The following is a 26,203-nucleotide window of genomic DNA, read 5'->3' as shown; positions in this document are numbered from 1 at the left end:
TAATGCTGTGCTATGAACTAACCGAAATGAGTTCTACTGTACCATCTTCCTGAACTTCAGCAATATGGCCTTTAGGCTCTTCCATCAATAGCAACGCAATTAAACCTAATACTGCAGTGCCCGAAATCACATAGAAGAAAGTACTGTAATCAACAAGAGAAAGCACAGTTAAATAAGTAACCGCTCCGACATTACCATAGGCCCCTGTCATACCTGCGATTTGTCCTGTCATGCGACGCTTGATTAAAGGAACAGCTGCAAATACAGCGCCCTCGCCTGACTGTACAAAGAAAGAACAGGTCATCGCTGCGATCACGGCTAACCAAACTGGCCATGAACTATCAACAAGGCCCATAACAAAGTAACCTACCGCTAGTCCCGCCGTTAAAATAATCAACACGGGTTTGCGTCCAAACTTATCAGACAACCAACCACCACCAGGACGAGACATCAAATTCATAAAGGCATAAGCAGATGCCACCATACCGGCAACCACAGGTGTTAGCTCAAAGGTTTCAGAAAAGAACAAAGGAAGCATCGAAACAACAGCTAACTCAGAGCCAAACGTCGCAAAGTAAAGTACATTTAGTACGGCAACTTGCTTGAATTTATATTGATGAATTTCAGGTACTGGTGTGTCAAAGATATGTTTGTTGACCTTGTACACCTTAGTAATATCGAGCAAGTACAATGCAGCTAAACCAAGATAAATACCGTTAACCGCCATATCTGATAATAACGACACGCCAGTTGGCGATAGTTTCCATGCAAGCAATGCTAGCGCCGCATACATTGGCACCTTCATCACTAATAATAGGTAAAAGTCGCCTTTAGATGTGACTTCCATTGCCCCTAAATTTTTAGGCTTGTAGTAGGTTGCGCCTTTCGGTGTATCGGTAACATTTTTAAAAAAGACAAATGAGAAGGCTAAGCTCATTAAACCGGTGATCGCCATGGCATAGCGCCATCCATCATCACCACCAAACATGACAGCGACAGTTGGCAATGTAAAGGCGGCTGCGGCTGAACCAAAGTTACCCCAACCACCATAAATGCCTTCTGCTGTGCCTAATTCGTTGTGTGGAAACCACTCAGAAACCAAGCGAATACCTACAACAAAACCGGCGCCAATTAAACCCAATGCAAATCGAGCGATAGCAGCTTGCGTAAAGTTATCGGCAAAGGCAAAAGCAAAACAAGGAATAGAACAAATTGCCAATAAACCCGAAAACACTAATCTAGGGCCATATTTGTCAGTAAGCATACCGATAATTACACGTGCAGGGATGGTGAACGCAACGTTTAGAATAAGCAGGGTTTTAATTTCTGCGGTAGTTAAACCAAGCGTTTCTTTTACCGCTTGAAGCAGCGGAGCAAAGTTGAACCAAACCACAAAAGTGATGAAAAATGCCATCCAGCTAAGATGCAGGGTTTTCATTTTTCCTGAAAATGAAAACAGATTAAATGTAGAACTCGTTTCTGACGTACTCATTGGGTTACTCTAATGTAATGCTAAAAAATTCATCAAAAAAGCCACCAAATACCATGACGTATTTGGTGGCTTCTCTGCCTAAAAATGCTTTTTTTAATTGTTGGACCGCCATTGGTCGCTATATTGAGAACAATGCAGATTCGATGCCATTGATTAAATAATCATAAAAAACAATAACTTAACTTTGTTTACAAACTAAATAGATTGGATTTTGCACTAGATTGAATCATTGAACGCACAGACTAAGAGCAATAGTGCAACGTCATCCTTAGCTTGATGGTTGAGCGGCGCGTTTTGGTCGAGGAACAAGTTCACCCTGGCAATTTGGGCAAATATAATCAAAAGAAACAGCACAAGGTGTGCAAAAGGTACACTCATAAGAGCAAATGTAAGCCTCGCCATTTTCCAACGTTGTAGCTTGGCTTTGCTGACATTCTGTTTTCATTAAAAGCATCTTACATCCTTAACGAGTAAGCAGTCTCACTTAAATTACAGGTAAAAAAACAACTATTGGGATCAAGCTTGTAATCGGCAAATGGCGCAGACGCCTTAAACCCGAACTTTTGGTAAAGCTGGTGGGCTGGTTTAAAAAATGATTGCGTTCCCGTTTCAAGGCTTAGCTTTGAATAGCCAAGTTGCTTAGCTTGATTCAATAGAAACACCATCAAGTTAGACGCAATGCCTTTGCCCTGATGTACTTGGGCAACGCGCATAGATTTAATTTCGCCATGAGCCTGTGACAACCGTTTAATTGCAGCACATGCTAACAAGGTATCATCCTCCCAGGCTGTCCAAAAATGGATATCTTTTGTCTTTAGCTTTTCGAGATCTAATGCATGGACTGATTCTGGCGGCGATATTCTGCGCATATCTGCCAAGTGCTCTTGTAACAGCTGTGCCACTTGTGGGCTCGAAAAATCATCCAGCCTGATATTCATGTTAGTCGATCTCAAACCCTAAGCTAGACAAGCCTTCTTCAAGCACCAAGCTCTTGGCTTGTTCGATCACCTGCTGCGTGTCGGTGTCTTTGACCAAATCAAAGAGTTCATTTTGAATAGCTTTTTCCCATTCAGATAACGGGTGAGCTTTAATTTGCGACTGCAGGATAGTGTCACCTGCTTGCGCTTGCTGACTTAAATCAAGCTCGACATAACCAGTTACTGATGCCTGAGATAATCGACTGATTGTTTCTGCGACGTTTGCGTCCTTATCATTAACCGCTTGTAATAAAGCAAGTAATGCCATAGCAGCATCTAACGCCGGATAAGCGGCATACATGTCGTAGTCTTCTGGAGACGGTATATGCTCTTCTAATTTTAATAGTTGGGCTTCAACGTTAATCTTTGGCGATTGCTTGCTGTCTAGCTTTTGCCAAACCAGGTTCAATTGATTACGCAGTAAGTGAGCGTCACCAAAGTCACTGGCGCGTGCAAACATCGCGTAGTGAGGTAGCATTCTTTCCAGCAGTGCCGAAGCAAACACCATTTGTTGCCAATGAGATAGTTTTTTGTAGGGTAAATGAAACATACGACTAACGTTTTATGTGATGTTAGCCGCATTATAACGCAACAAGCTTACAGCCTGTATATATTACGAATAAGTTGGCTTACTGTTTAGCTAACTGTTTTTGTGCATATTCAAAGCGCAAGCGATATTCTGTGATCTTTTCCTCAAGCTCAGCCACTTGTTCATCCATTTTTTTACTTAGCTCTAAGTTTTCATCGCGCAGGAACTTTATGGTCTCACGTGCTTTGTTGTATTCCACTTCTTGCTTAGCACGATTTGACTCCAACCACTGTTCTTTCGCGTCAGATTTTTTCTTAACCTCTGCCACTTCATCGATAAGCGATTGAATGCGTGTTTGTGAATCATCAAGTTTTTGTTGAGTTTGCTTGTTAAGCTCCACTTCATCATGATGACTTTTTTGCCAACGAGAAAGTTCACTTTCTAGGTTCGCAATAGCCTCGGCTTGTGCCGCTTTTTCTTGTTGTTCTTGCGACAAATTTTCTTGTAACTGAGTCAATTGCTCTGCTTGCTGCGCAGCGCCCTCTTCACTTTTCAGTTGTGCCTGTTCAAGTTCATGGATTTGCGCAGAACTTGCTTCTAACGCCTGTTGCAACTGCGTAAGGCTTTGCTGAATACTATCGTTATCTTTAACCAAAGTTTCGCGTTCTTTATCCGCTTGTTTTTGGTTATCTTCTGCTTGTTGCAAAGTATCGTCTAACGTCTCTTGCAATTGATTTCTTTGTAACTCAACCGCCTCTAATGAAGCAGTTAAATCAGCTAGTTCTTGTGTTAATGCATCATTCTTCAGCAAGATATCTTGCTCAGCTTTTTGCGCCTCTTCCAATGATGATTTAAGTTTTTGCGACTCTTTTTGCGCACTATCAAATACTGTTTGCTGCTCGCTACTTTGTTGGGACAGTAATTCATCTTGTTGCTGGATCTGTTCCTTAGCAAGTGAAAGCTGTTCCTCCAATGCTTTATTGTTTTCGTTTGCTTGTTCTAACGCTTGTTGAACAGACGACAGTTCTTCGCCACTTTCATTGTTAGCTTCTGTAGTTTGTTCTTGTGACGCAATCAATTGCTCGATTTTATCACCTGCCATATTAAGCTGTTCACGTGCCTGCTTGGCATCTTCCTGAGCTTGTTCAAGGTCAATGGTTAAGTCCATCACTCTATTTTGCAACGATTGCGCTTGCTGTTGGGCACTAGTCAGTTCGTCAGACATCGATTCGACAGATTGGGCTTTTTGACTACGCAGTGTACCTAGGTCGGCTTCCGCGTCGTCCAATTTCATTCTTAATTCAGAAATCTGTTGGTTTTGTACTTCAATGGTTGCTGTTTTACCTTTGAGTTCTTTATCCAACTGGTTTGCAACATCAGAAGACTGCGCTTCAGTCAATTTCAGTGCATCAAGTTCCTTGGTTACTGACGCTAATGACTCTGTCAATTTTTGTTCAGAACGTAAGGCAGCATCTTTTATTTTTTCACTCTCAGCGAGCGCCTCAATATGCTCTTTCAATGTTTGTTCGCTATCAGACAATTTAGCGTCTTCTAACGTTTCAGCATTTTCAATAATTTGCGTTTTTTCTTTGAGCTGTGCCGACAACGCATCGATTTCTTCTAATAATTGTTTTTCTTTGCTGTCTGCCGCTGAAGATAAGGCGTCATTGCCTTGTTGTGTTTGTGCTAATGTTTGCTCAAGAGAGATGTATAAAGGGTGGGCCAGTATCAGTTCGTCCGCAACCACTTCTGGTTTATTTTGTTGCGCAACAAATTCGGCAAGTTTTTCTTCGATCTGAATAAAAAAATCGCCTGCCAGTACCTGTATTTGTTCTTCTAATTCTACTGGAAGTTTCTGCTTAGCCATATGAAACCCGTTACAACTTATGGACCATAAATTAACACTACGTTAGCACAAGTTGATTAAGTGGTTAAAGCTTTTTAGAAACAAAAAAGGAGCCAAAAGGCCCCTTTTAAAGTACGAAAAACTTCTTATTATTCACTAGCTTCTGGGCGAGCGAAACGAAGACCAGATACCTTAACTTCTGAAGCACTTAGGTTACGTAATTGTGCTAAGCGGTTAATTTGGCCAGAAGAAGCTAACATTGCGTGAATAGGAATAAATAAACCACGCTTATGGAAATCAACGATCTTCTCATCAGGTAGTTCTTGTAGCTTTTGCTCATCAATACCATGTAAACCAACAAGTTTCTTGTTTTCACCGTTGGCTAAATTGATTTGAAGCTCAAGCTCCATTAATAGACCGTTCTCTTCTAATTCTGCGATGAATTTTTCTGTCGTTACTTCATCTTCATATAAACGACCAAGAGATTCACGAACACCTTTTGTTAACTCTGTTTCGTTACCTTCTGCATCGAAAAGCTCCATATCTTTGTCTTCGCCAACCCAAGGGCTGTCTAAGTCGATACAAGCTGTAAGTGTTTTTTCTTTTTCAGGGTCTAAACCTAGAGCAAATGGCACCATTGAAATACTTTGCGGTACATAAATAGCGTTCCACTTTTCTTCTTCATAATAAAGGTTTTCACCGCCTTCTAAACCAAGCATAACAACCGTACGGAAACGATCAGACTCTGGGTCTTTTACAATGATAATTGGGTAGCTTGTACACGCTTGATTGAATTCACGTGCTTGGATAGGTAAAAGGTGTTGGTTTTCTGCATGAGCTAAAGTGCGTTTGCTGGCAACTTTGATATTAGCGAGTTGCTCTTTTTTAAGTGGAACAATGTTAGTCATAATAAAATACTTCTCTTCTTTATAATCTTTATTCGCTAACCAATGTGGCGGCGATAAATGTGAGGTTAAAGATAGTATGGTGACGAAGTATGTTGTTTCAACTGTTAAACTTAAAAAAAATGGTTTTTTTACGAACTAATAACACAATTGCGCTAAATTTCTTCGAAAACACACAAAAAACGGCCCTAACGAGCCGTTCTTTTGATAAAAATAAATGAAGCAATAGTCACTAATGACCAAATACTTCCATTTCTTCACTAATAATTTTTCGCATATCCATTAATTTTTTCGCAGATTCATGTTGTGCTTTATCTTCGTCTGATTCAGGAATCCACTCAGGTACTCGCACTTTCTGGCCTGTTTCATCAACCGCAACCATGATCACAATACAATGCGTTGTCTTTCTGCGATTAAGCGATTTAGGATCACAAGCAACCACTTCAATCGCAATGTGCATAGAAGAGCTACCCGTCAAAATAACCTTTGATGTGACTTCTACTAAGCTGCCCACGTGAATTGGTGCGACAAACTTAATGCCACCAGCATAAGCAGTTACGCAGTACTTGCCGCTCCAACCTGCCGCACACGCATAAGCAGCCAAGTCGATCCACTTCATTACTGCGCCACCATGGACTTTACCGCCAAAGTTTACATCTTGTGGTTCGGCTAAAAATCGTAAGGTTATCTCTCGTTGTGGTTTAGTCATTTATATTCCTACTATGCTAACTCGCCTGTAACTGCTTTCTTTTGTTTACTGATGTTTTGCGAGAAATTTCTATCAATAAAAATGAAGGAAAGAACATCATAGAGCCTAACAGCGTGGATGTAATCCAAATATCTATATTTTCTCCGCTCCAAAACAACGATTTAATTATAAAGCCTATCGTTAAAGCGCCGAATATCGAATGGAGCAATAGACTAACAAGCATACCAATACCACCAATGATAAAGAGCGCTCTCATTACTTTGTGCGTTGGCTCTAAAATACTCAGAAAATGTTTTTTGACATCTAAGAACCGCCGAAGAAAGCCGCAATAAAAAAAGAAAGCGATCGCTAGCCCCATGATTTCACTTTTTATATTGGCAGATATTGTGTCATCGGTAACAAAGCCATGCACTACAGAAAAAACACCAAATGCGATAAAGCTAAAACCAACAACAATATGAGCAAATAGCCCATTGCTGTACTGCTTAACTACAATGGTGCTTAGATTAAAGGACACTACTAAGCCTACTTCACTTTACCAATACCAAAAAGCACCAGTAAAATGCCACCTATCATCGCGGCCCAAGCTTCTAATGGTGCGTCTCCGTCAAAGGCGCGTGTCATTTGTGACCCTGCCGATTCGTAGAGATCATAACCCCAATAAGCTAGGGCAACACCGACAATAATTAAAATAATACCAATAACTCTTTTATTCATATCGTTTCTCCTTTACTTTTACCATAACAACTAGTTGACGAGATGCAAATTTTTACCATGGCGATTTGGGTTGACGCAGACGCATGTCCTGTACCGATCAAAGACATCATTTTTAGAGCGGCCGACCGAGCCAAGGAAGAAACAACCTTAGTAGCAAACCATGCTATGCGCATTCCACCGTCGCAACATATCAAGTTTGTGCGAGTAGAAAGCGGTTTTGATGTGGCAGACAACTTAATTGTTGTAAGGGCCAATAAAGGCGATTTGGTGATTACCTCAGATATACCACTGGCCTCTGAAGTCATTGATAAAGGCTGCTTAGCTCTCAATCCTCGTGGCGAGCTATATACCAAAGAGAACATCAAGCAACGGCTTAATATGCGGGACTTTTTTGATACGCTGCGATCGAGCGGTATCGAAACTAAAGGTGCTGCGCCACTTAACCAACAAGACAAACAGCGCTTTGCTAATGAATTGGATAAGTGGCTTGCTAGGCGTTAGACGTTACTGATTATTTTTGTTCTTCTTCGCTTTTTCAGCGCGTATCTTTGCCCAAGGTTTTGGTTTTCTCTTAGGCTTGGTTTTATCTTGCGTACCTGATTTAGGTTTATTTGTTTTCGTTGGTTGCGACTGTTCTTGTTTTACCTTTGGCTTTTTAGGTTTCTTTGGCTTTTTCTTTTTAAGCGGGCGAATAGGCTTAGACTCACCCAATTCGTTAACCGGCTCATAGCCTTTAATCGTTTCTCTCGGGATATGTTGTTGCGTGACTTGTTCTATATCTTGCAGCAGTTTAAGTTCGTCGGCACAAACGAGTGATATGGCAGCTCCAGCTTCACCAGCACGACCTGTTCTACCAATACGGTGCACATAATCTTCTGCAACGTTAGGTAACTCATAATTAATGACTTGCGGTAGTTGAGAGATATCTAGGCCTCTAGCGGCAATATCAGTTGCCACTAATACTTGTATCTCTCCTGACTTAAATTCAGCTAATGCACGCGTTCTAGCACCCTGGCTTTTATTGCCGTGAATCGCTGAAGCTTTAATGTTGAACGATTCTAGGTAGCGGGTAAGACGATTTGCCCCGTGCTTAGTTTTGGTAAAAATAAGCAACTGCTGCCATCTATGTTCTGCAATAAGATGAACCACCAAGTCGGCTTTCTTCTTTTTATCAACCGGATAGACCCATTGTTCTACCGTTTTTGCCGCTGTGTTTTCTGGGTTTACCGCTATTTCAGTAGGATGGTGGACAATCGTCTTAGCTAAGTCTTTTATTTCAGGCGAAAACGTTGCTGAGAACATCAAGCTTTGCTTCTGCTGAGGTAATAGCTTAATGATTTTACGTATGTCACGAATGAAGCCCATGTCTAGCATGCGATCAGCTTCATCTAAAACAAACACTTCTAAGCTATCAAACTTAACTGCATTTTGATTAAACAAATCTAATAAACGACCTGGCGTAGCAACGAGAATATCGACACCACCAAGTAGGCGTTGCATTTGAGGATTGATTTTTACACCACCAAAAACAACCGTAGAGCGCAGATCCGTCCCTTCACTATACTTTTCTACGCTTTCTCCTATTTGTGCCGCTAACTCTCTGGTCGGTGCTAATACCAATGCTCTTGCTTGGTTAGCTGTGCGTTTACCTTTGGCGATTAAGCGATCGATGATTGGCAGTGTAAACGCGGCCGTTTTACCCGTACCGGTTTGCGCAGCAGCCATTACATCTTTGCCCTTTAATACGGCTGGGATGGCTTTTTGTTGGATAGGAGAAGGTTCGGTGTAGCCTGTTTTAGACACAGCTTTCAGTGTGGTCGATGATAGGCCAAGAGAATCAAATGACATGGTTTTCTCAATGAGGTGTTAGTGGCCGTATTATAGCGCAGTAGGTGCTACTGCGCAGTTAAAGTTGTGGTTAACTGTTATGGTTTTGCAAATAAACAAACAGCTTTTGCAAATCTATTTTTCATCAGGCATAGGTAGTGTGCAAACAAACAATGGCTCTTCTTTTTGAAGCTCTTCGCAACTTAAGGGTGTTTCGAGAAAATAACGATCAAATTTAGACGGTCGTAACATTCTTTTTATCTTGCGATATTCATAGCCATAACTGTCAGAATCCTTGTAGTGCTTCTCAAGATGGGTATACACAACATGCAAAGGCCCTTCAAACAACTTGCCCTCTCTGTTCAAGCGTATAAAGGCATTAGGATTTATTTTGCCAAATTTCGTTAACGAGACAGTTAAAGAATCATATACCTTTTCTTCATCTTGAAACATATGGTCAGCCAAGCTTGCCCTACTTAAACAAGGGTAACCGAACGCATATTGATAGAAAAACTCACGTTCGTCACCGTAGTGTTTGTTTATAGAGTTAACTATTCCTTTAAACCCACCAGAGTTCACACTTTGCAGCAAACGTTCACAAAGTCCATCTGGCGAGCCTGCCCATATTTTACTGAAATTTGGTGGAGTCCTTGGAAAACGTGGTTTAGACGCTGTTAAACCAGGCGTGGAATAAATTAGATAAATTACAATAAATAATAATGAGCTTAACGCGCCCTTTTTAAATGTAAAATTCATAGTTATCCAACCATTAAAATTGTTTTTATCGTTGAGGTTACTTTAAAACATCGTTGGCATGTTTGCCTATAAAAATCATAGGTACAACGTTTAAGACGAAAGAGATCCCGTATAACGACATTGCGGGATTACGATGAGATAGCTAGCTATAGGTTTTAGGCTATTAAGTTTATGGCTACGAGCTCCGGGCTATGAGCTACGTGTAAAAAGACACCACGTTCCTTGTTCCCAGCAGCTGTGCTGCGCGTCCCTCGTCCCTATAGCGTAAGCGTACTTGTACCTTGCTCCAGGCATAAAAAAAGCCCGACCGTAGTCGAGCTTTATTTATATGGTGGAGGGAGGTGGATTCGAACCACCGAAGGCGGAGCCGTCAGATTTACAGTCTGATCCCTTTGGCCACTCGGGAACCCCTCCAAAATGGGATAAACCCAGCCTTGGCTGGGTTTTAAATAAGAAGCTTAGCGATGTCCTACTCTCACATGGGACCTCCCACACTACCATCGGCGCTGCTGCATTTCACTTCTGAGTTCGGCATGGGATCAGGTGGTTCTACAGTGCTATTGTCGCTAAGCAAAAACTTGTTAACTTGGAAAGCGTCTACTAATACTCAATTCTTATCGATTCAATCAATCTTCATACAAGGCCTAAATCATTTAGGTGTTGTATGGTTAAGCCTCACGGGCAATTAGTACGGGTTAGCTCAACACCTCACAGTGCTTCCACATCCCGCCTATCAACGTCGTAGTCTCCAACGACCCTTTAGGGACCTTAAAGGTCCAGTGAGAACTCATCTCAAAGCCTGTTTCCCGCTTAGATGCTTTCAGCGGTTATCAGTTCCGAACGTAGCTACCGGGCAATGCCATTGGCATGACAACCCGAACACCAGAGGTTCGTCCACTCCGGTCCTCTCGTACTAGGAGCAGCCCTCTTCAATTCTCAAACGCCCACGGCAGATAGGGACCGAACTGTCTCACGACGTTCTAAACCCAGCTCGCGTACCACTTTAAATGGCGAACAGCCATACCCTTGGGACCGACTTCAGCCCCAGGATGTGATGAGCCGACATCGAGGTGCCAAACACCGCCGTCGATATGAACTCTTGGGCGGTATCAGCCTGTTATCCCCGGAGTACCTTTTATCCGTTGAGCGATGGCCCTTCCATACAGAACCACCGGATCACTATGACCTGCTTTCGCACCTGCTCGACGTGTCTGTCTCGCAGTTAAGCTGGCTTATGCCATTGCACTAACCGTATGATGTCCGACCATACTTAGCCAACCTTCGTGCTCCTCCGTTACGCTTTGGGAGGAGACCGCCCCAGTCAAACTACCCACCAGACAGTGTCCCCAAGCCCGATAAGGGCCCTAGGTTAGAACATCACGCATACAAGGGTGGTATTTCAAGGTTGGCTCCACACAAACTGGCGTCTGCGCTTCAAAGCCTCCCACCTATCCTACACATGTAGGAGCAATGTTCACTGTCAAGCTATAGTAAAGGTTCACGGGGTCTTTCCGTCTAGCCGCGGGTATACGGCATCTTAACCGCAATTTCAATTTCACTGAGTCTCGGGTGGAGACAGTGTGGCCATGATTACGCCATTCGTGCAGGTCGGAACTTACCCGACAAGGAATTTCGCTACCTTAGGACCGTTATAGTTACGGCCGCCGTTTACCGGGGCTTCGATCATGAGCTTCGCAAAGCTAACCCAATCAATTAACCTTCCGGCACCGGGCAGGCGTCACACCGTATACGTCATCTTTCGATTTTGCACAGTGCTGTGTTTTTAATAAACAGTTCCAGCCACCTGGTTACTTCGACCGACCAAAGCTTAGGGAGCAAGTCCCATCACCCTAGCCGGCGTACCTTCTCCCGAAGTTACGGTACTATTTTGCCTAGTTCCTTCACCCGAGTTCTCTCAAGCGCCTTAGTATTCTCTACCTAACCACCTGTGTCGGTTTGGGGTACGGTTCCTATATATCTGATGCTTAGAAGCTTTTCCTGGAAGCAGGGCATCAACAGCTTCTGTTCCGTAGAACATCGTCTCGACTCTCAGCCTTAAGGCGACCCGGATTTACCTAAGTCACCAGCCTACAATCTTTCACATGGACAACCAACGCCATGCCTGCCTAGCCTTCTCCGTCCCTCCTTCGCAATATATAGAAGTACAGAAATATTAATCTGTTTCCCATCGATTACACCTTTCGGTCTCACCTTAGGGGCCGACTTACCCTGCCCTGATTAACATGGGACAGGAAACCTTGGTCTTTCGGCGAGGGGGTTTTTCACCCCCTTTATCGTTACTCATGTCAGCATTCGCACTTCTGATACCTCCAGCATGCGTTACCACACACCTTCAACGGCTTACAGAACGCTCCCCTACCACTTATCCAAAAGGATAAATCCGCAGCTTCGGTGACTAGTTTAGCCCCGTTACATCTTCCGCGCAGGCCGACTCGACTAGTGAGCTATTACGCTTTCTTTAAAGGGTGGCTGCTTCTAAGCCAACCTCCTAGCTGTCTAGGCCTTCCCACATCGTTTCCCACTTAACTAGTACTTTGGGACCTTAGCTGGCGGTCTGGGTTGTTTCCCTCTTCACTATGGACGTTAGCACCCATAGTGTGTCTCCCGGATAGCACTCATCGGTATTCGGAGTTTGCAAAGGGTTGGTAAGTCGGGATGACCCCCTAGCCTTAACAGTGCTCTACCCCCGATGGTGTTCGTCCGAGGCTCTACCTAAATAGATTTCGGGGAGAACCAGCTATCTCCCGGCTTGATTAGCCTTTCACTCCGACCCACAGGTCATCACCGCATTTTTCAACATACGTGTGTTCGGTCCTCCAGTTGGTGTTACCCAACCTTCAACCTGCCCATGGGTAGATCGCCGGGTTTCGGGTCTATGCCTTGCAACTAAACGCGCAGTTAACACTCGCTTTCGCTACGGCTCCCCTAATCGGTTAACCTTGCTACAAAACATAAGTCGCTGACCCATTATACAAAAGGTACGCAGTCACCCCGAAGGGCTTCCACTGCTTGTACGTATACGGTTTCAGGTTCTATTTCACTCCCCTCACAGGGGTTCTTTTCGCCTTTCCCTCACGGTACTGGTTCACTATCGGTCAGTTAGGAGTATTTAGCCTTGGAGGATGGTCCCCCCATATTCAGTCAACATTTCACGTGTGCCGACCTACTCGTTTTCACAAAGTGCTTGTTTTCGTGTACGGGACTATCACCCTGTATCGTTGTCCTTTCCAGAACATTCCACTAACGCACACCCGCTTAAGGGCTAATTCCCGTTCGCTCGCCGCTACTAAGGAAATCTCGGTTGATTTCTTTTCCTCGGGGTACTTAGATGTTTCAGTTCTCCCGGTTCGCCTCTTTATCCTATGAATTCAGATAAAGATACCCGCCTGATGACGGGTGGGTTTCCCCATTCAGAAATCTCAGTCTATAACGGTTTTTATCACCTCAACTGAGCTTATCGCAGATTAACACGTCTTTCATCGCCTCTAACTGCCAAGGCATCCACCATATACGCTTAGTCACTTAACCATACAACCCTAAATAATCTACCGATTATTTGCTGTAAGCTGTCAGCGATAAGGCGATAACGAAAAAATCATTAACGCTTTACGGCTAAAAACCTAAAACAACACGGATGTGTATGTGGACTGATTGCGCTCATAATGAGCTTCTTGAGTAAGAATTTTGAGAACGTCTTAATAAATTAAAACGTTTTCTGATAAGTCGTTAAACTTATCGTGATACATAACAAGGAAGATTATGTATCTGTTGGTATTTATAGCGCGACACTATAAACACCGGGTATTAATATCAGCTTTCCAAATTGTTAAAGAGCATGTTTCTTAAAGAAACTAAATCTAAATAGTCGCTCAAGTTGTTGAACTGGCCATTTAGATTTAATTTCTAGCGTAAGAGAGTATGTGAAATTGGTGGAGCTAAGCAGGATCGAACTGCTGACCTCCTGCGTGCAAGGCAGGCGCTCTCCCAGCTGAGCTATAGCCCCATATTTCTATGGCAGGTCTGAGCAGACTTGAACAAAAACAGGCCGACCTCACCGCTTTTTATAGCTTCGCGACGGGGTGCGCTCTATTGAGTATGCATGTTCTATCCAATCATTTAGGATGAATATCGTTAGTTCTTTTATGGCGACGTTTACTTTAGCTAAACGAGTCATGAAAAAATGACGATAGGCGCCTAAATTGGTAGGTCTGGGCAGACTTGAACTGCCGACCTCACCCTTATCAGGGGTGCGCTCTAACCAGCTGAGCTACAGACCTTCTGCAGTTTCATTTCTTCTCTTACATTCGTTATCAAAGCAATTTGTGTGAACACTCAACGTCAAGGCGTTTCACCTTTCAAGATAAGGAGGTGATCCAACCCCAGGTTCCCCTAGGGTTACCTTGTTACGACTTCACCCCAGTCATGAATCACAAAGTGGTGACCGTCCTCCCGAAGGTTAAACTAGCCACTTCTTTTGCAACCCACTCCCATGGTGTGACGGGCGGTGTGTACAAGGCCCGGGAACGTATTCACCGCGACATTCTGATTCGCGATTACTAGCGATTCCGACTTCATGGAGTCGAGTTGCAGACTCCAATCCGGACTACGACGTACTTTCTGGGATTCGCTCCACCTCGCGGTCTCGCTGCCCTCTGTATACGCCATTGTAGCACGTGTGTAGCCCATCCCGTAAGGGCCATGATGACTTGACGTCGTCCCCACCTTCCTCCGGTTTATCACCGGCAGTCTCCTTAAAGTTCCCGACATTACTCGCTGGCAAATAAGGATAAGGGTTGCGCTCGTTGCGGGACTTAACCCAACATTTCACAACACGAGCTGACGACAGCCATGCAGCACCTGTCTCAGAGTTCCCGAAGGCACTAATCTATCTCTAGAAAATTCTCTGGATGTCAAGGGATGGTAAGGTTCTTCGCGTTGCATCGAATTAAACCACATGCTCCACCGCTTGTGCGGGCCCCCGTCAATTCATTTGAGTTTTAACCTTGCGGCCGTACTCCCCAGGCGGTCAACTTAGCGCGTTAGCTACGTCACCCACGCATCAAGTGCACAGACAACTAGTTGACATCGTTTACGGCGTGGACTACCAGGGTATCTAATCCTGTTTGCTCCCCACGCTTTCGTGCCTCAGCGTCAGTATTTGTCCAGGTGGCCGCCTTCGCCACTGATGTTCCTTCCAATCTCTACGCATTTCACCGCTACACTGGAAATTCCACCACCCTCTACAATACTCTAGTCACACAGTTTCAAATGCAGTTCCGAGGTTGAGCCCCGGGCTTTCACATCTGACTTATGTAACCGCCTACGCACGCTTTACGCCCAGTAATTCCGATTAACGCTCGCACCCTCCGTATTACCGCGGCTGCTGGCACGGAGTTAGCCGGTGCTTCTTCTGTTGCTAACGTCACAGCTAGCAGGTATTAACTACTAACCTTTCCTCACAACTGAAAGTGCTTTACAACCCGAAGGCCTTCTTCACACACGCGGCATGGCTGCATCAGGGTTTCCCCCATTGTGCAATATTCCCCACTGCTGCCTCCCGTAGGAGTCTGGGCCGTGTCTCAGTCCCAGTGTGGCTGATCATCCTCTCAAACCAGCTAGAGATCGTCGCCTTGGTAGGCCATTACCCCACCAACTAGCTAATCTCACTTGGGCTAATCAAAAGGCGAAAGGTCCGAAGAGCCCCTCCTTTGGTCCGTAGACATTATGCGGTATTAGCAGTCGTTTCCAACTGTTGTCCCCCACCTTATGGCATATTCCCAAGCATTACTCACCCGTCCGCCGCTCGACGCCAGAGGTGCAAGCACCTCTTCGTTTCCGCTCGACTTGCATGTGTTAAGCCTGCCGCCAGCGTTCAATCTGAGCCATGATCAAACTCTTCAATTAAAATCGTTTGTGTCACATAAGTGACTGCTCAATGAATTTCTGACAAAAGCGCCTAATCAATATAAACATTGATTTAGACTTTGTGTCACTCACTGAGTTAATTATTTGGTAAAACCAACATTAACGTGAGTGCCCACACAAATTGCTTGATAACTATTTGTTAAAGAACGATTCTTGCGAATCTCACCGAATATCTCATTCGTATTCGGCGTGTGCTCTACCGTTGAGAGCGGATGCGCATTTTACGCGTCCCTGTTTTGATGTCAACCTTTTTCACAAAAAAACTTTAATTTATTTTGTGAGGTTTTGTTAACTGCTTAATAACCATATTCGCTTACTAAACTTATCAAAACAGCTTCTTGGCTTGTCCCCGAGAAGTGGATGCGCATTTTAGGGATTTTTTGGGTCAATGCAACCCCTTTTTTTAATTTTTTGTTTGTTTGCCTAATTAACGTACAGTTCCCGTGTTTTAACGGTTTGATTACAATTAGGTGGTATTTTTCTTAGACAGTGTCTACAAGCCTGTTAAACTTATAAAAATTGCTACAAACCTTGGTCAAAACAATGAAACCACGTATAGAAAGCTATAAAGGAACCTATCCAAACATTGGACAAAATACTTACATCGACAAAGATGTGATTTTAGTAGGCGATATCAGTATTGATGATGATGCCAGTATTTGGCCACTGGTTGCAGCTAGAGGTGACGTTAACTATATACGAATAGGCAAACGCTCAAACGTGCAAGATGGTACGATTTTGCATGTAACACGCAAAAGCAAAAAAAATCCCGATGGTTTTCCATTAATTATTGGCGATGACGTGACTATTGGACACAAGTGTATGCTACATGGATGCACACTGGGTAATCGCATTCTCGTTGGTATGGGTGCAATTGTGATGGACGGCGCAATTGTTGAAGATGACGTTTTTATTGGCGCCGGCACGGTAGTGCCACCAAACAAAACACTTAAAAGCGGTTATTTATATGTGGGCAACCCAATGAAACAAGTAAGGCCGCTGCGTGAAGAAGAAATCGCTTTTCTTAAGCAGTCAGCGATCAATTATGTTTGGCTTAAAGACGATTATTTAGCTGAACTCGAAGTTAAGTAATACTTCGTTTTCGATAGGTTCGAATTTTTCTAGCCAATCCTCTGCAGCAGCTTCCCAATCTAATCGCGTTTGCTCTGGCACTTCCATCGTGCCAGGGTGATATTTCTCATCTACAAGAATGAAGATTTTCTCTCCAGCAAGTAAGCCTGAAAACACCCAAGCATGTTTTTGTTGGTCAAAATAAAGATCATCATTAAACAAAATAGATTGGTTCATATAGTTAACTCTCTTGAGTTTGTAGTTCTTTTCTCAACATGGTTAATACTGGCGCTACCTGCGGCATATGATTTCGCCAAATAGAAAAGCTCTTTGCTGCTTGGCCAACAAGCATACCCAAGCCGTCGATAACCTTAGTTGCACCTTGCTGACGTGCCCAGGTTAAAAATGGCGTTGGCGCTTTGCTATATGACATATCATAGCAACAAACATCTTCATTGATAATGTTAGTCGGTATTTCAGGTATTTTTCCAGATAAGCTAGAGCTTGTTGCATTAATAATCAGGTCATAGCTGCCTGTTAGTTCATCAAAACCACAACCTGAAACAATATCACTGTCTGCCTGCTCTGCTAACAACGTGGCTTTTGCTTTTGTGCGGTTAGCGATGGTAAGCGATAAAGGCTTTTCAGCAAGTAAAGACGCAACAACGCCTTTTGCTGCACCACCAGCTCCCAACATTAATATGTTGGCTTGTGACAAACTTACCCCTTGGGTAAGTAAGTCTTGCACTAGGCCAAAGCCATCTGTGTTATCACCATAAATTTTGCCACCTTTAAAAGACAAAGTGTTAACTGCGCCGGATTTGGCTGCAACCTCTGACAGCTCATCACATAGTCGCATAGCTTCTTCTTTAAATGGCGCAGTAACATTTGCACCCTTTCCGCCTTCAGCAATAAATGCTTGAACCGCTTGTGCAAAGGAATCTACTTCTGGGGCATACTTGTCATACTCAATATCCTGATTTAATGCTTGAGCAAACGCGCGATGAATTACCGGTGATTTAGATTGTTTTATGGGGTTACCAAAAACTCTGTATTTATCCATATCCAAATACATCTATTATTTTTAAATAAGCTTAGCGAATGTTTGGTAGTGAATAAACCTAAAATAGGCGATACCTTATAAAGAATATCGCCTGCTTAAGCCGAATGATAATAAAGCCGTTTAGCTGCTACAAATTAAAAGGTGTAACCCACCATTAAAGAGTAAACAACCGGGTTTATGTCAACGGAAGAACTTCCAATAGCATCGCCGGCAACATCAAAGCTAGCATCTGTTTCAATATTGATATAACGAATCGATGCGTTTACATGCCATGAATCATCAATATGATAATCCGCGCCAATTTGCCCTGCGATACCAAAAGAGCCATCGAGCGATAAATTACTGAGCCCTAGATCCTTTGGAGCTTGTGTAAATGATTCGTCAAAGAAAATGGTGTAATTCACACCAACGCCAACGTAAGGTTGAAAGCGACCTTCGGTATTAAAGTAGTAAAGCGCACTGAGCGTTGGTGGTAAATGAGTGACTTCTGCAAGTTTAATACCGTCGGCACCTAAAACAGCTTGCGGATCATGTAAGGTGATATCGTGCGTAAAAGGTGTTGCCGCTAAAACCTCTAAAGCAATTTCAGCCGTAAAGAAATAGACAAAATTCAGCCCTAGTTGGGTATCGTCACCCACAGACAACGACATGGTTGAGTCTGTGTCAGCCAGGAAAATAGCACTTTGATCGCTATTAGGTGACACATTCGTTATACCGCCTCTTAGGTAAATGTCTCCCGCTTGATTTGCTAACAATGGCGTTGAAAATAAAGTTGTTGCTAGAGCAACCGATAAAATTGAACGTTTAAACATGTTAATCCCACTTGTTCTAATGTAATTAGCGGGAAGTTTAAAAAGACTATCAATAGGAGACTTGATTTAGGTCAAGTTCTAATGCGCAAAGTAGTAAGCAACCAATACTTTGTTAATGTAGATCAAAAAAGGCGCATTAACAGCGCCCTTTTCACCCAGCTAGATAAATACTAAAAACGATAACCTAGCGACAGTTGACCAACAACAGGGTGCATATCAAAATCACCGACAGCTCTGCCCGTTAGCGTAACGTCAAAGCCTACATCTAGCTTTGTGTACATATATTTGACAGAAGCGTTAAGCATAAGGTTGCGTGTAATAAACACATCCATACCAAGTTGCGCGTTGTAGCCAAAGCCCATGTCCGCTTCAAAGTTCGAATAAAGTGCCGTATTAAACGTATTCAAATCTTCGCCGGTAACAAAGCTATAGTTCATACCGCCACCAATGTATGGCTTGAATCGACTACGGGTATCCATGTAGTAAACAAGATCTACATAGACGGGCATATAACTAAAGTTGGCAAATGCGGCTTCATTTGCGGTACCAAAAAGGTTTACGTCGTGTTTAATCGGACCACCGACTGTCGTTTCAATCGCCCATTGATAGTTGAAAAAATACTGCCAGCTAGCAAAGCCACTAATGCCTTGCTCTAATTCGACATTATTTAGTGTTTCTGAAGAACCGATATACAATACTGATTCAGTTTCAGTCGGTACAGATGCAATAGCACCAATTTTAACCACCTGATTTCCACCACGAAAACGAGTAGCGTCACTAGCGAACGAAGATAGCAAAACAATTGATGCGAGGGTTACGGTAAATAAAGACTTCATGGACTATCCTTGAACAACTTAACTAACAGCAGGGAAAAGCAGTGTAACAAGCTTATATCCCCAAACCAATACAAAATAAATAATCGACATAAATACAGCGGCAGATCCTAAGTCCTTTGCTCTTCCACTTAATTCATGATGCTCAGTACCGATACGATCAATAGCAGCTTCAATACCGCTATTAAGCAATTCAGTAATCATAATGCCAAACACGCCTGAGGCAAGAATGGCAAATTCTACAAAATCGGCTGCTAACCATGCGGCCAATGGCAACAAAACTAGCGCCAAAAATACTTCCTGACGAAAAGCAATTTCATGTTTATAGGCTGCTTTTAGTCCCAACCAGCTATGCTTTATCGCTGGCCACAAGCGACCAATATGTGAATAATTCTGCTTTGCCATGATACTACTCCGACAACCAATCTCTGGGCACTAAATAGTCTTGCAATGACGCTTCTGGACTACCATCAGGTGCTTGATAGTTGTATTCCCAGCGGGCTAATGGTGGCATAGACATTAGTATTGATTCTGTTCTGCCGCCAGACTGTAAACCAAATAAGGTGCCTCTGTCGAATACTAAGTTAAACTCTACATAACGACCACGGCGATACAATTGAAACTGTCTTTGTTGTTCGGTAAAAGGTGTTTGCTTACGTTTTTCGATAATCGGCACGTAGGCATCAATGTACCCTTGCCCAACAGCTTTTACATAGTCAAAACTTTGGTCAAAACCCCATTGATTTAGATCGTCAAAAAATAACCCGCCAACACCGCGAGTTTCGTTTCTGTGTTTTAGGAAGAAATAGTCATCACACCACTTTTTATGTTCTTCATACACTGTGGCGCCAAAAGGCTGACACAAGTCATGAGCAACTTGGTGCCAATGCTTCACGTCGTCGATGTTTGGATAAAACGGCGTTAAATCAAAGCCACCACCAAACCACCACACTGGCGACTCTCCTTCTTTTTCAGCCATGAAAAAGCGGACATTTGCGTGCGATGTTGGAATATGAGGGTTTTTAGGGTGAATGACTAAAGAAACACCACATGCTTGCCACTTTCTGCCAGCAAGCTCAGGACGATGCGCCGTTGCTGATGGCGGCAGAGTATCACCCGATACTAGAGAAAAGTTCACACCGCCTTGTTCAATAACGTTGCCATTGGTGAGCACACGAGTGCGGCCACCGCCACCCTCTTCTCTCGTCCAATTGTCTTCGACAAACGTTGCGCCGCCATCTGCACTTTCTAGCGCACGGCAGATATCATCTTGAAGCGTTTTAAAAAAGCTGATGACTTGGTTTATGTCTACATTACTCATACGCGGAATACTTTTCCTGTTAACGCATCGATGATTTGTGAAGGTTGCGAATATCCCAAGGTTTCTCCTTTCAACACGTAGTCTACTTTATCACCTAGTCGCTGCTCTGCTTCTTGCCATGTCCTCGCTGGTTCTAAGCCAGATAGATTAGCACTAGTTGAGACAATAGGTTTACCGGTTAGGTTGCATAAATTTACCACATCTTTCTGGCTGGTTATGCGCACCGCTATGGTGTCAAACTGCCCAGTTAAGAATGACGGTGTGTCTGCATTTGCAGGCATAACTTGCGTAATACCGTCTGGCCAGCGAGATAACACTGAAAAACGTTTGTCTTGGGGAATTTTACTATCGTCGATATACGGTAATAATTGAGAATAGTTGCCAGCAAGCAGAATTAACCCTTTTTCAACAGGGCGCTGCTTTATCTTTAATAACGCTTGAACGGCAGCTTCATTGTCTGGATCGCATCCTAATCCAAAAACTGCTTCTGTCGGATAGGCAATCACGCCACCTTGGCGATACACCTCTAATACGTCTTGATAGTCCAAGTGTTAACCATTCTCACAAAAATTTTGGCGAATTTTAGCAATTTTGCACTCGTTAACCTATAGCAAACAGAAAAATAATTGGCGCTTTAATGAACATACTTTCAAAAATCGATAAAACAAAGGTATAATTGCGCGCTTTCTAATGGCTTTGGGAATGGTGTAATGAAAGTCGGAATCATTATGGGGTCAAAATCAGATTGGCCAACTATGCAACACGCAGCAGAAATGCTCGATCAACTAGGCGTAAGCTACGAAACAAAAGTTGTTTCGGCACACAGAACTCCGCATCTTTTGGCAGAATATGCTGAGTCTGCAAAAGACAGAGGCATTAAAGTAATTATCGCTGGTGCTGGTGGCGCTGCGCATTTACCAGGTATGACAGCGGCATTTACGCCACTTCCTGTTCTTGGCGTGCCAGTACAATCAAAAGCATTAAGCGGTCAAGATTCTTTGCTGTCAATCGTTCAAATGCCAAAAGGTATTGCTGTAGGTACATTAGCTATTGGCACCGCTGGTGCAGCAAACGCTGGCTTGTTAGCCGCTCAAATCCTTGCGACGCACGACGAAAAAGTTATGGAAGCGATTGAAACGTTTAGGACGAATCAAACAGACACTATTTTAAACAACCCTAATCCACAAGATTAATAGATATGAATGTTCTAGTACTTGGTGCAGGTCAACTAGCCAGAATGATGGCGCTGGCAACAAAGCCATTGAATATCACTATCCGCGCCTATGATGTCGGTAGTAAAACAGTTGTCGACCCATTAGCGTTAGACAATAGCTACGGTGATTTAAACGACGGTATAGCATTTGCCGACGTTATTACCGCTGAGTTTGAACACATCGATCATGATACTCTCGCGATATGCGAAGCAAGCGGCAAACTTAAGCCAAGCGCACAGGCCATTAAAACAGGTGGCGACCGCCGTTTAGAAAAAGCCTTACTAGAAGCAGCAGGTGTAGCAAATGCACCACATGTCATCATAGCGGACAAAGCCGACTTTGATCGTGCCATTGAAACATTGTCACTACCGATTATTTTCAAAAGCGCTTTGGAAGGTTATGACGGTAAAGGTCAATGGCGCTTAAAAGACATGTCGCAAGCTAATGCGATTTGGGATGATATGGCCAACTTCATAGCCGAAGCAAACACCAGTGTTGCGCAAGGCATAGTAGCGGAACAAATGATTCCGTTTGATCGCGAAGTATCAATGGTGGGAGCACGTGACGCTAAAGGCAATACGTTTGCCTACCCTATCACTGAGAATCATCATACTAACGGTGTACTAAGCGTATCTATTGCAACCAATGAACATGAAGCTCTGCAACAACAAGCAGCGCTTGCGTTTGAAAAAGTAGCCGATGCGCTCGACTACGTTGGTGTTTTGGCAATCGAGTTTTTCCACGTAGGCGACAAACTCCTGGTAAATGAAATAGCGCCGCGTGTGCACAACTCTGGTCATTGGACGCAACAAGGGGCAGATTGCAGCCAATTTGAAAACCATATTCGTGCCGTATGCGACTTACCACTTGGTAGCAGCGAATTAGTTCGCCCTACCGCTATGGTTAATGTGTTAGGCGAAGATAACTTGCCTCAAGAGATTTTCACTATCCCTTCGCTGAAAATGCATTGGTATGGTAAAACGAAGCGTGCGGGTCGAAAAATGGGTCACATCAATGTCTCAGGCAGCGACAAACAAGTATTACTTGAACGTTTAAACCAACTTGCCGATATATTACCGGCAGAAGCGTTTAGCGATATTCAACAATATGTGCGCTCTTTAGGCTAAGCACAACAAATCAAACAAAAACGAGGCATTAAGCCTCGTTTTTTTTCACCTACACTTAGCATAGTAAAACATCAATACAAGGAAACAACGTGGCTAACGACAACATAGACAAGTTTGGCATAGACAAAGATAAACCAGCGGACTGGTTTGAACCGTTATATGCAAATGCCGATCTAAACGGTGAAGGTGTTCCTTGGGCGAACATGGATACACATCCTTTGTTCCAACGCTGGCTAGATATGAATCCTCTTAGTGGCAATGGAAAAACAGCGCTCGTTGTGGGTTGTGGCATGGGTGACGATGCCATTGCATTAGAAGCACTTGGCTTTGATGTCACGGCTTTTGATGTCTCAACAACTGCCATAAACTATTGCAAACAGCGCTTTCCTGATTCAAAGGTGTCGTTTTTACAAGCTGATTTACTTAAGCCGCAGCCGAAATGGCGACAAGCCTTTGACTTTGTTTTGGAAATATATACGGTACAAGCACTGCCACCACAATATGAATCACAACTGATTGGTGCTATAGCAAACTTTGTTGCGCCACAAGGTACGCTTTTAGTGGTAGCGGAAGTCAGTGATGAAGAACGTCGTTTTGAAAACGGACCACCTTGGCTGCTAACACCACAGCATATCGACGCGTTTCAAGCTCACGCTCTATCTCTGGTGTCTTCTGACAATCAAGCTGGAGAATTTGATCAAACTACTACATTTGTAAGCACATTTAAAAGATAAAATATGACAACAAGGCATCATTACAGACTGCCGAAAAGTATGTAGGTTCCTATGCATTGGTCATTGCTGTTTATCACGATTCATAAACCAGCGACCTAGCATCAACTAGGCTTGTATATGCCCACATTTCTTGTCGGCACATTGCAGTGCCTCTCCTCGGGCAAGGGTTCGCTTAAGCAAGCAAGGATAACCACATTTTTCGCATTCGCCAGCAACAGGTTCATGGTTCAATACATACTTACATGATGGGTAGTTGTCGCACGCATAAAAGGTTTTTCCAAAGCGATTATTTTTCGCCTGCAAATGCCCTTTATTGCAGCTTGGGCAAGCAACATCAACCTCTTGGTCTGTCTCTTGATGTTCTATATGGTTGCATGCTGGAAAGTTAGTGCAACCGATGAACATGCCATAACGACCTTGTTTTACGGCAAGCTCATGACCACAGGCTGGGCATTCTGAACCAGGCAGAACTTGCTGTTCCATGCGTTCTTGTTCAACTAGGGGTCTTGTATAGTCGCAAGTAGGATAGTTAGAACAACCTAAAAATGAGCCTGATTTGCTATGTTTTATATGCAGGTCGTGGCCGCAACTTGGGCAGGTTTCATACTCTTTTTCTAACGCGTGTTCATGGCGAGAAAATAAATCGTTGTTGTCACTCATACAAATAAAAAAAGCACCTAGTCGAAGGTGCTTTTATTATCGCATAGATTTTGGTGAATATTAATGCAGTGGGCCATCACATTCGTCAAAAACGAGATCTTCCATCTGAGAATAGGCTTTTTCTTTACCAGGTACATTAAACAATACCATCAGCACTACCCACTTAAGATCTTCCATGGTGACAAATGGGGTATCTAGTTCCATAACACGATCAATCACCATTTCACGTGTGCTGAAATCAAGGACATTAATTTGTTCTAAAAACATTAAAAAGCCACGGCATTGCACATCCATCAGTTGTTTTTCTTCATCCGTATAGATGCGATTTGACGGCTTCCCTACCCGAGTCATGTATGGGTAGGCATTGGTATCTTGAAGTGCAGCAAGCTTCTCTATCCACTTTAGCGCTTTGTAGATATCGTCTTGATGAAATCCAGCTCGAGTGAGCTCGTCAGTTAATACTTCTTGATCAACTAATACTTCAGATTCTGAATAGATGTAGTTCTCGAAAAGGTACATTAGAATGTCGAACATAGCTTATCCCCTTTTGACCCTAATAAAGCCACCTGGTACCGTAGCTACCAGTCCGCGCAGCTCAAGCATTGTAAGCCGATAAAGTATCTCCTCTGTTGGGAGTTTACATCGGGAAATCACCTCGTCCACGGGGGTGACTTCATAGTCCACAGTATCTAACAATGGATCGCTAGACAAGCTTTTCCTGCGCTTTTTTTCAATTTTTTTTAAGGGTAATTCTACTGCTGGCTCGTAAGCCTTTATTGGGGCTAACTTTGACAAAACATGGGTAATATCTTTTGCCGATTGCACAACATGGGCACCATCCCTTATTAGTGCATTGCAACCCTCTGCATTTGGGTTCAGAGGCGAGCCTGGTACCGCAAAAACCTCCCTGCTCTGCTCCAATGCCAAACGAGCGGTGATAAGCGATCCACTCTTTATCTTTCCTTCAACCACCAAGGTACCTAAAGACAGGCCGCTGATAATTCTATTGCGCTGAGGGAAGTAAGCTGGCAAAGCGGGAGTACCTGGCGGTTGCTCCGACACTATAGCGCCTCCTCCTGCCAATATCGCTTTTGCAAGTTGGCGGTGCCTTTTGGGATAAACAGTATCCAAGCCATTTGCTACTACTGCTATCGTCGGCTGATTACTTGCCACGCTGCCACTATGTGCAAACCCGTCAATGCCGATAGCCAAGCCGCTAGTAATAGTAACGTCACACATTGATAGCGCAGTGGCAATGTCTTTAGCAAATTGACGACCGAAGGGGCTAGCATTGCGACTGCCGATTATGGCAAGTTGTGGCGCTGTTAATAACTGCTTATTGCCCCGCACATAAAGCACTAATGGGGGATCAAAAATAGTCGTTAATAAAGGCGGATAAGCAGCATCGTCTGGTGTTAGCACGGCTATGTCCAATGCAGCGCACTGCTCGGCTATATGTTGTGCTTGCGCTAAACAGGTTTGGGTCGGCTGAACGAGCGCCGCACGCGCCAAAAAAGATTGATGATTTTGATTAGCAATAACACCGAACTGGTGCTTTTTTTGAAGGGAATTAATATGAGTGGACAGCTTCGGCATCCTGCTGATAGCTATCCACTTAAGCGTTGATTTATCAGGCATGCTCTTCTCCTTAAGATTCTATGCCT

General features: G+C 43.6%; 26 protein-coding genes, 3 tRNA genes and 3 rRNA genes. 5 read left to right on the top strand and 27 right to left on the bottom strand.

What is annotated here, in order from left to right; translation table 11 throughout:
• Positions 1–10 precede the first annotated feature (10 nt).
• The 9 genes from QUD85_RS00245 to QUD85_RS00210 all read right to left on the bottom strand — a co-directional run bounded on the left by QUD85_RS00245 (position 11) and on the right by QUD85_RS00210 (position 7,175).
• The gene (locus QUD85_RS00245) at positions 11–1,492 is read right to left on the bottom strand and encodes a NarK family nitrate/nitrite MFS transporter (protein WP_093329408.1); all 1,482 of its coding nucleotides are present in this window, start codon (positions 1,490–1,492) and stop codon (positions 11–13) included.
• Between the two features lie 268 nt (positions 1,493–1,760).
• Positions 1,761–1,937, bottom strand: coding sequence for a DUF1272 domain-containing protein (locus QUD85_RS15270; protein WP_218139596.1), 177 nt, complete (start codon positions 1,935–1,937; stop codon positions 1,761–1,763).
• 10 nt (positions 1,938–1,947) lie between these two features.
• A complete protein-coding gene (locus tag QUD85_RS00240) occupies positions 1,948–2,430 on the bottom strand; it encodes a GNAT family N-acetyltransferase (protein WP_093329412.1) in 483 nt (160 codons plus the stop codon).
• A gap of 1 nt (position 2,431) precedes the next feature.
• Positions 2,432–3,019, bottom strand: coding sequence for a DUF416 family protein (locus tag QUD85_RS00235; protein ID WP_093329413.1), 588 nt, complete (start codon positions 3,017–3,019; stop codon positions 2,432–2,434).
• Positions 3,020–3,098: 79 nt separating this feature from the next.
• The gene (locus QUD85_RS00230) at positions 3,099–4,865 is read right to left on the bottom strand and encodes a coiled-coil domain-containing protein (protein WP_093329415.1); all 1,767 of its coding nucleotides are present in this window, start codon (positions 4,863–4,865) and stop codon (positions 3,099–3,101) included.
• Positions 4,866–4,993: 128 nt separating this feature from the next.
• Positions 4,994–5,752 (bottom strand): SapC family protein, encoded by a 759-nt coding sequence (locus QUD85_RS00225; RefSeq protein ID WP_093329417.1) that lies wholly within the window; start codon positions 5,750–5,752, stop codon positions 4,994–4,996.
• Positions 5,753–5,981: 229 nt separating this feature from the next.
• Entirely contained in the window at positions 5,982–6,458 is a 477-nt protein-coding gene (locus QUD85_RS00220) for an acyl-CoA thioesterase (protein ID WP_093329419.1), read from the bottom strand.
• Between the two features lie 16 nt (positions 6,459–6,474).
• Positions 6,475–6,975, bottom strand: coding sequence for a hypothetical protein (locus QUD85_RS00215; RefSeq protein ID WP_093329421.1), 501 nt, complete (start codon positions 6,973–6,975; stop codon positions 6,475–6,477).
• An 8-nt stretch (positions 6,976–6,983) separates the two neighbouring features.
• The gene (locus QUD85_RS00210) at positions 6,984–7,175 is read right to left on the bottom strand and encodes a DUF3185 family protein (protein WP_093329423.1); all 192 of its coding nucleotides are present in this window, start codon (positions 7,173–7,175) and stop codon (positions 6,984–6,986) included.
• A 57-nt stretch (positions 7,176–7,232) separates the two neighbouring features.
• Between QUD85_RS00210 and QUD85_RS00205 the strand changes: the two genes are divergently transcribed.
• Positions 7,233–7,676: a YaiI/YqxD family protein gene (locus QUD85_RS00205; RefSeq protein WP_093329425.1), complete on the top strand. Its 444-nt coding sequence runs from the start codon at positions 7,233–7,235 to the stop codon at positions 7,674–7,676.
• 3 nt (positions 7,677–7,679) lie between these two features.
• Here the strand turns inward: QUD85_RS00205 and QUD85_RS00200 are convergent, their stop codons facing one another.
• The 8 genes from QUD85_RS00200 to QUD85_RS00165 all read right to left on the bottom strand — a co-directional run bounded on the left by QUD85_RS00200 (position 7,680) and on the right by QUD85_RS00165 (position 15,683).
• A complete protein-coding gene (locus QUD85_RS00200) occupies positions 7,680–9,023 on the bottom strand; it encodes a DEAD/DEAH box helicase (RefSeq protein ID WP_093329427.1) in 1,344 nt (447 codons plus the stop codon).
• A 114-nt stretch (positions 9,024–9,137) separates the two neighbouring features.
• A complete protein-coding gene (locus QUD85_RS00195; RefSeq protein ID WP_093329429.1) occupies positions 9,138–9,758 on the bottom strand; it encodes a hypothetical protein in 621 nt (206 codons plus the stop codon).
• A 329-nt stretch (positions 9,759–10,087) separates the two neighbouring features.
• A tRNA-Tyr gene (locus QUD85_RS00190) sits at positions 10,088–10,172 on the bottom strand.
• A 42-nt stretch (positions 10,173–10,214) separates the two neighbouring features.
• Positions 10,215–10,329, bottom strand: a 5S ribosomal RNA gene (rrf, locus tag QUD85_RS00185).
• Positions 10,330–10,422: 93 nt separating this feature from the next.
• A 23S ribosomal RNA gene (locus QUD85_RS00180) occupies positions 10,423–13,307 on the bottom strand.
• A gap of 399 nt (positions 13,308–13,706) precedes the next feature.
• Positions 13,707–13,782, bottom strand: a tRNA-Ala gene (locus tag QUD85_RS00175).
• Positions 13,783–13,979: 197 nt separating this feature from the next.
• Positions 13,980–14,056: transfer RNA gene (locus QUD85_RS00170), tRNA-Ile, on the bottom strand.
• A gap of 84 nt (positions 14,057–14,140) precedes the next feature.
• Positions 14,141–15,683: ribosomal RNA gene (locus QUD85_RS00165) — 16S ribosomal RNA — on the bottom strand.
• Together the 16S, 23S and 5S rRNA genes with 3 tRNA genes alongside form the textbook arrangement of a ribosomal RNA operon.
• A 564-nt stretch (positions 15,684–16,247) precedes the next feature.
• Here QUD85_RS00165 and QUD85_RS00160 point away from each other — a divergent pair.
• A complete protein-coding gene (locus tag QUD85_RS00160; RefSeq protein ID WP_093330853.1) occupies positions 16,248–16,796 on the top strand; it encodes a gamma carbonic anhydrase family protein in 549 nt (182 codons plus the stop codon).
• On the opposite strand, the gene QUD85_RS00155 is transcribed toward QUD85_RS00160, so the two are convergent.
• The 7 genes from QUD85_RS00155 to QUD85_RS00125 form a co-directional block, all read right to left on the bottom strand.
• Entirely contained in the window at positions 16,773–17,012 is a 240-nt protein-coding gene (locus tag QUD85_RS00155) for a hypothetical protein (protein ID WP_093330850.1), read from the bottom strand. The two genes, QUD85_RS00160 and QUD85_RS00155, sit on opposite strands and share 24 nt — an antisense overlap.
• A gap of 4 nt (positions 17,013–17,016) precedes the next feature.
• A complete protein-coding gene (gene aroE / locus QUD85_RS00150) occupies positions 17,017–17,838 on the bottom strand; it encodes a shikimate dehydrogenase (RefSeq protein WP_093330848.1) in 822 nt (273 codons plus the stop codon).
• Between the two features lie 134 nt (positions 17,839–17,972).
• Positions 17,973–18,650, bottom strand: a complete 678-nt coding sequence (locus tag QUD85_RS00145) for an OmpW/AlkL family protein (protein WP_093330845.1) — start codon at positions 18,648–18,650, stop codon at positions 17,973–17,975.
• 170 nt (positions 18,651–18,820) lie between these two features.
• Entirely contained in the window at positions 18,821–19,486 is a 666-nt protein-coding gene (locus tag QUD85_RS00140; RefSeq protein ID WP_093330842.1) for an OmpW/AlkL family protein, read from the bottom strand.
• 18 nt (positions 19,487–19,504) lie between these two features.
• Entirely contained in the window at positions 19,505–19,888 is a 384-nt protein-coding gene (locus tag QUD85_RS00135) for a diacylglycerol kinase (RefSeq protein WP_093330840.1), read from the bottom strand.
• A gap of 4 nt (positions 19,889–19,892) precedes the next feature.
• The gene (gene hemF / locus QUD85_RS00130) at positions 19,893–20,804 is read right to left on the bottom strand and encodes an oxygen-dependent coproporphyrinogen oxidase (RefSeq protein ID WP_093330837.1); all 912 of its coding nucleotides are present in this window, start codon (positions 20,802–20,804) and stop codon (positions 19,893–19,895) included.
• A complete protein-coding gene (locus QUD85_RS00125) occupies positions 20,801–21,352 on the bottom strand; it encodes an L-threonylcarbamoyladenylate synthase (protein WP_093330834.1) in 552 nt (183 codons plus the stop codon). Before QUD85_RS00125 ends, hemF begins: the two co-directional genes overlap by 4 nt.
• Before the next feature lie 162 nt (positions 21,353–21,514).
• On the opposite strand from QUD85_RS00125, the gene purE reads away from it, so the two are divergent.
• From purE to QUD85_RS00110, 3 genes are all read left to right on the top strand, one after another.
• Positions 21,515–21,997, top strand: coding sequence for a 5-(carboxyamino)imidazole ribonucleotide mutase (purE, locus tag QUD85_RS00120; RefSeq protein ID WP_093330831.1), 483 nt, complete (start codon positions 21,515–21,517; stop codon positions 21,995–21,997).
• A gap of 5 nt (positions 21,998–22,002) precedes the next feature.
• Entirely contained in the window at positions 22,003–23,145 is a 1,143-nt protein-coding gene (locus QUD85_RS00115; RefSeq protein WP_093330829.1) for a 5-(carboxyamino)imidazole ribonucleotide synthase, read from the top strand.
• An 89-nt stretch (positions 23,146–23,234) separates the two neighbouring features.
• Positions 23,235–23,879: a class I SAM-dependent methyltransferase gene (locus tag QUD85_RS00110; RefSeq protein ID WP_093330827.1), complete on the top strand. Its 645-nt coding sequence runs from the start codon at positions 23,235–23,237 to the stop codon at positions 23,877–23,879.
• A gap of 105 nt (positions 23,880–23,984) precedes the next feature.
• Here the strand turns inward: QUD85_RS00110 and QUD85_RS00105 are convergent, their stop codons facing one another.
• From QUD85_RS00105 to dprA, 3 genes are read right to left on the bottom strand one after another with little or no spacing between them, the layout of a single operon-like run.
• Positions 23,985–24,539, bottom strand: coding sequence for a DNA topoisomerase family protein (locus tag QUD85_RS00105; protein ID WP_093330824.1), 555 nt, complete (start codon positions 24,537–24,539; stop codon positions 23,985–23,987).
• A 60-nt stretch (positions 24,540–24,599) separates the two neighbouring features.
• A complete protein-coding gene (locus tag QUD85_RS00100) occupies positions 24,600–25,073 on the bottom strand; it encodes a DUF494 family protein (RefSeq protein ID WP_093330820.1) in 474 nt (157 codons plus the stop codon).
• A gap of 3 nt (positions 25,074–25,076) precedes the next feature.
• On the bottom strand, positions 25,077–26,177 hold the full coding sequence (dprA, locus tag QUD85_RS00095) for a DNA-processing protein DprA (RefSeq protein ID WP_093330817.1): 1,101 nt from the start codon (positions 26,175–26,177) through the stop codon (positions 25,077–25,079).
• Positions 26,178–26,203: the final 26 nt, after the last annotated feature.

The organism is Thalassotalea agarivorans, from assembly GCF_030295955.1.
In the GTDB taxonomy this organism is placed as follows: Bacteria; Pseudomonadota; Gammaproteobacteria; order Enterobacterales; family Alteromonadaceae; genus Thalassotalea_D; species Thalassotalea_D agarivorans.
This window is presented reverse-complemented; position numbering and strand designations above follow the sequence as displayed.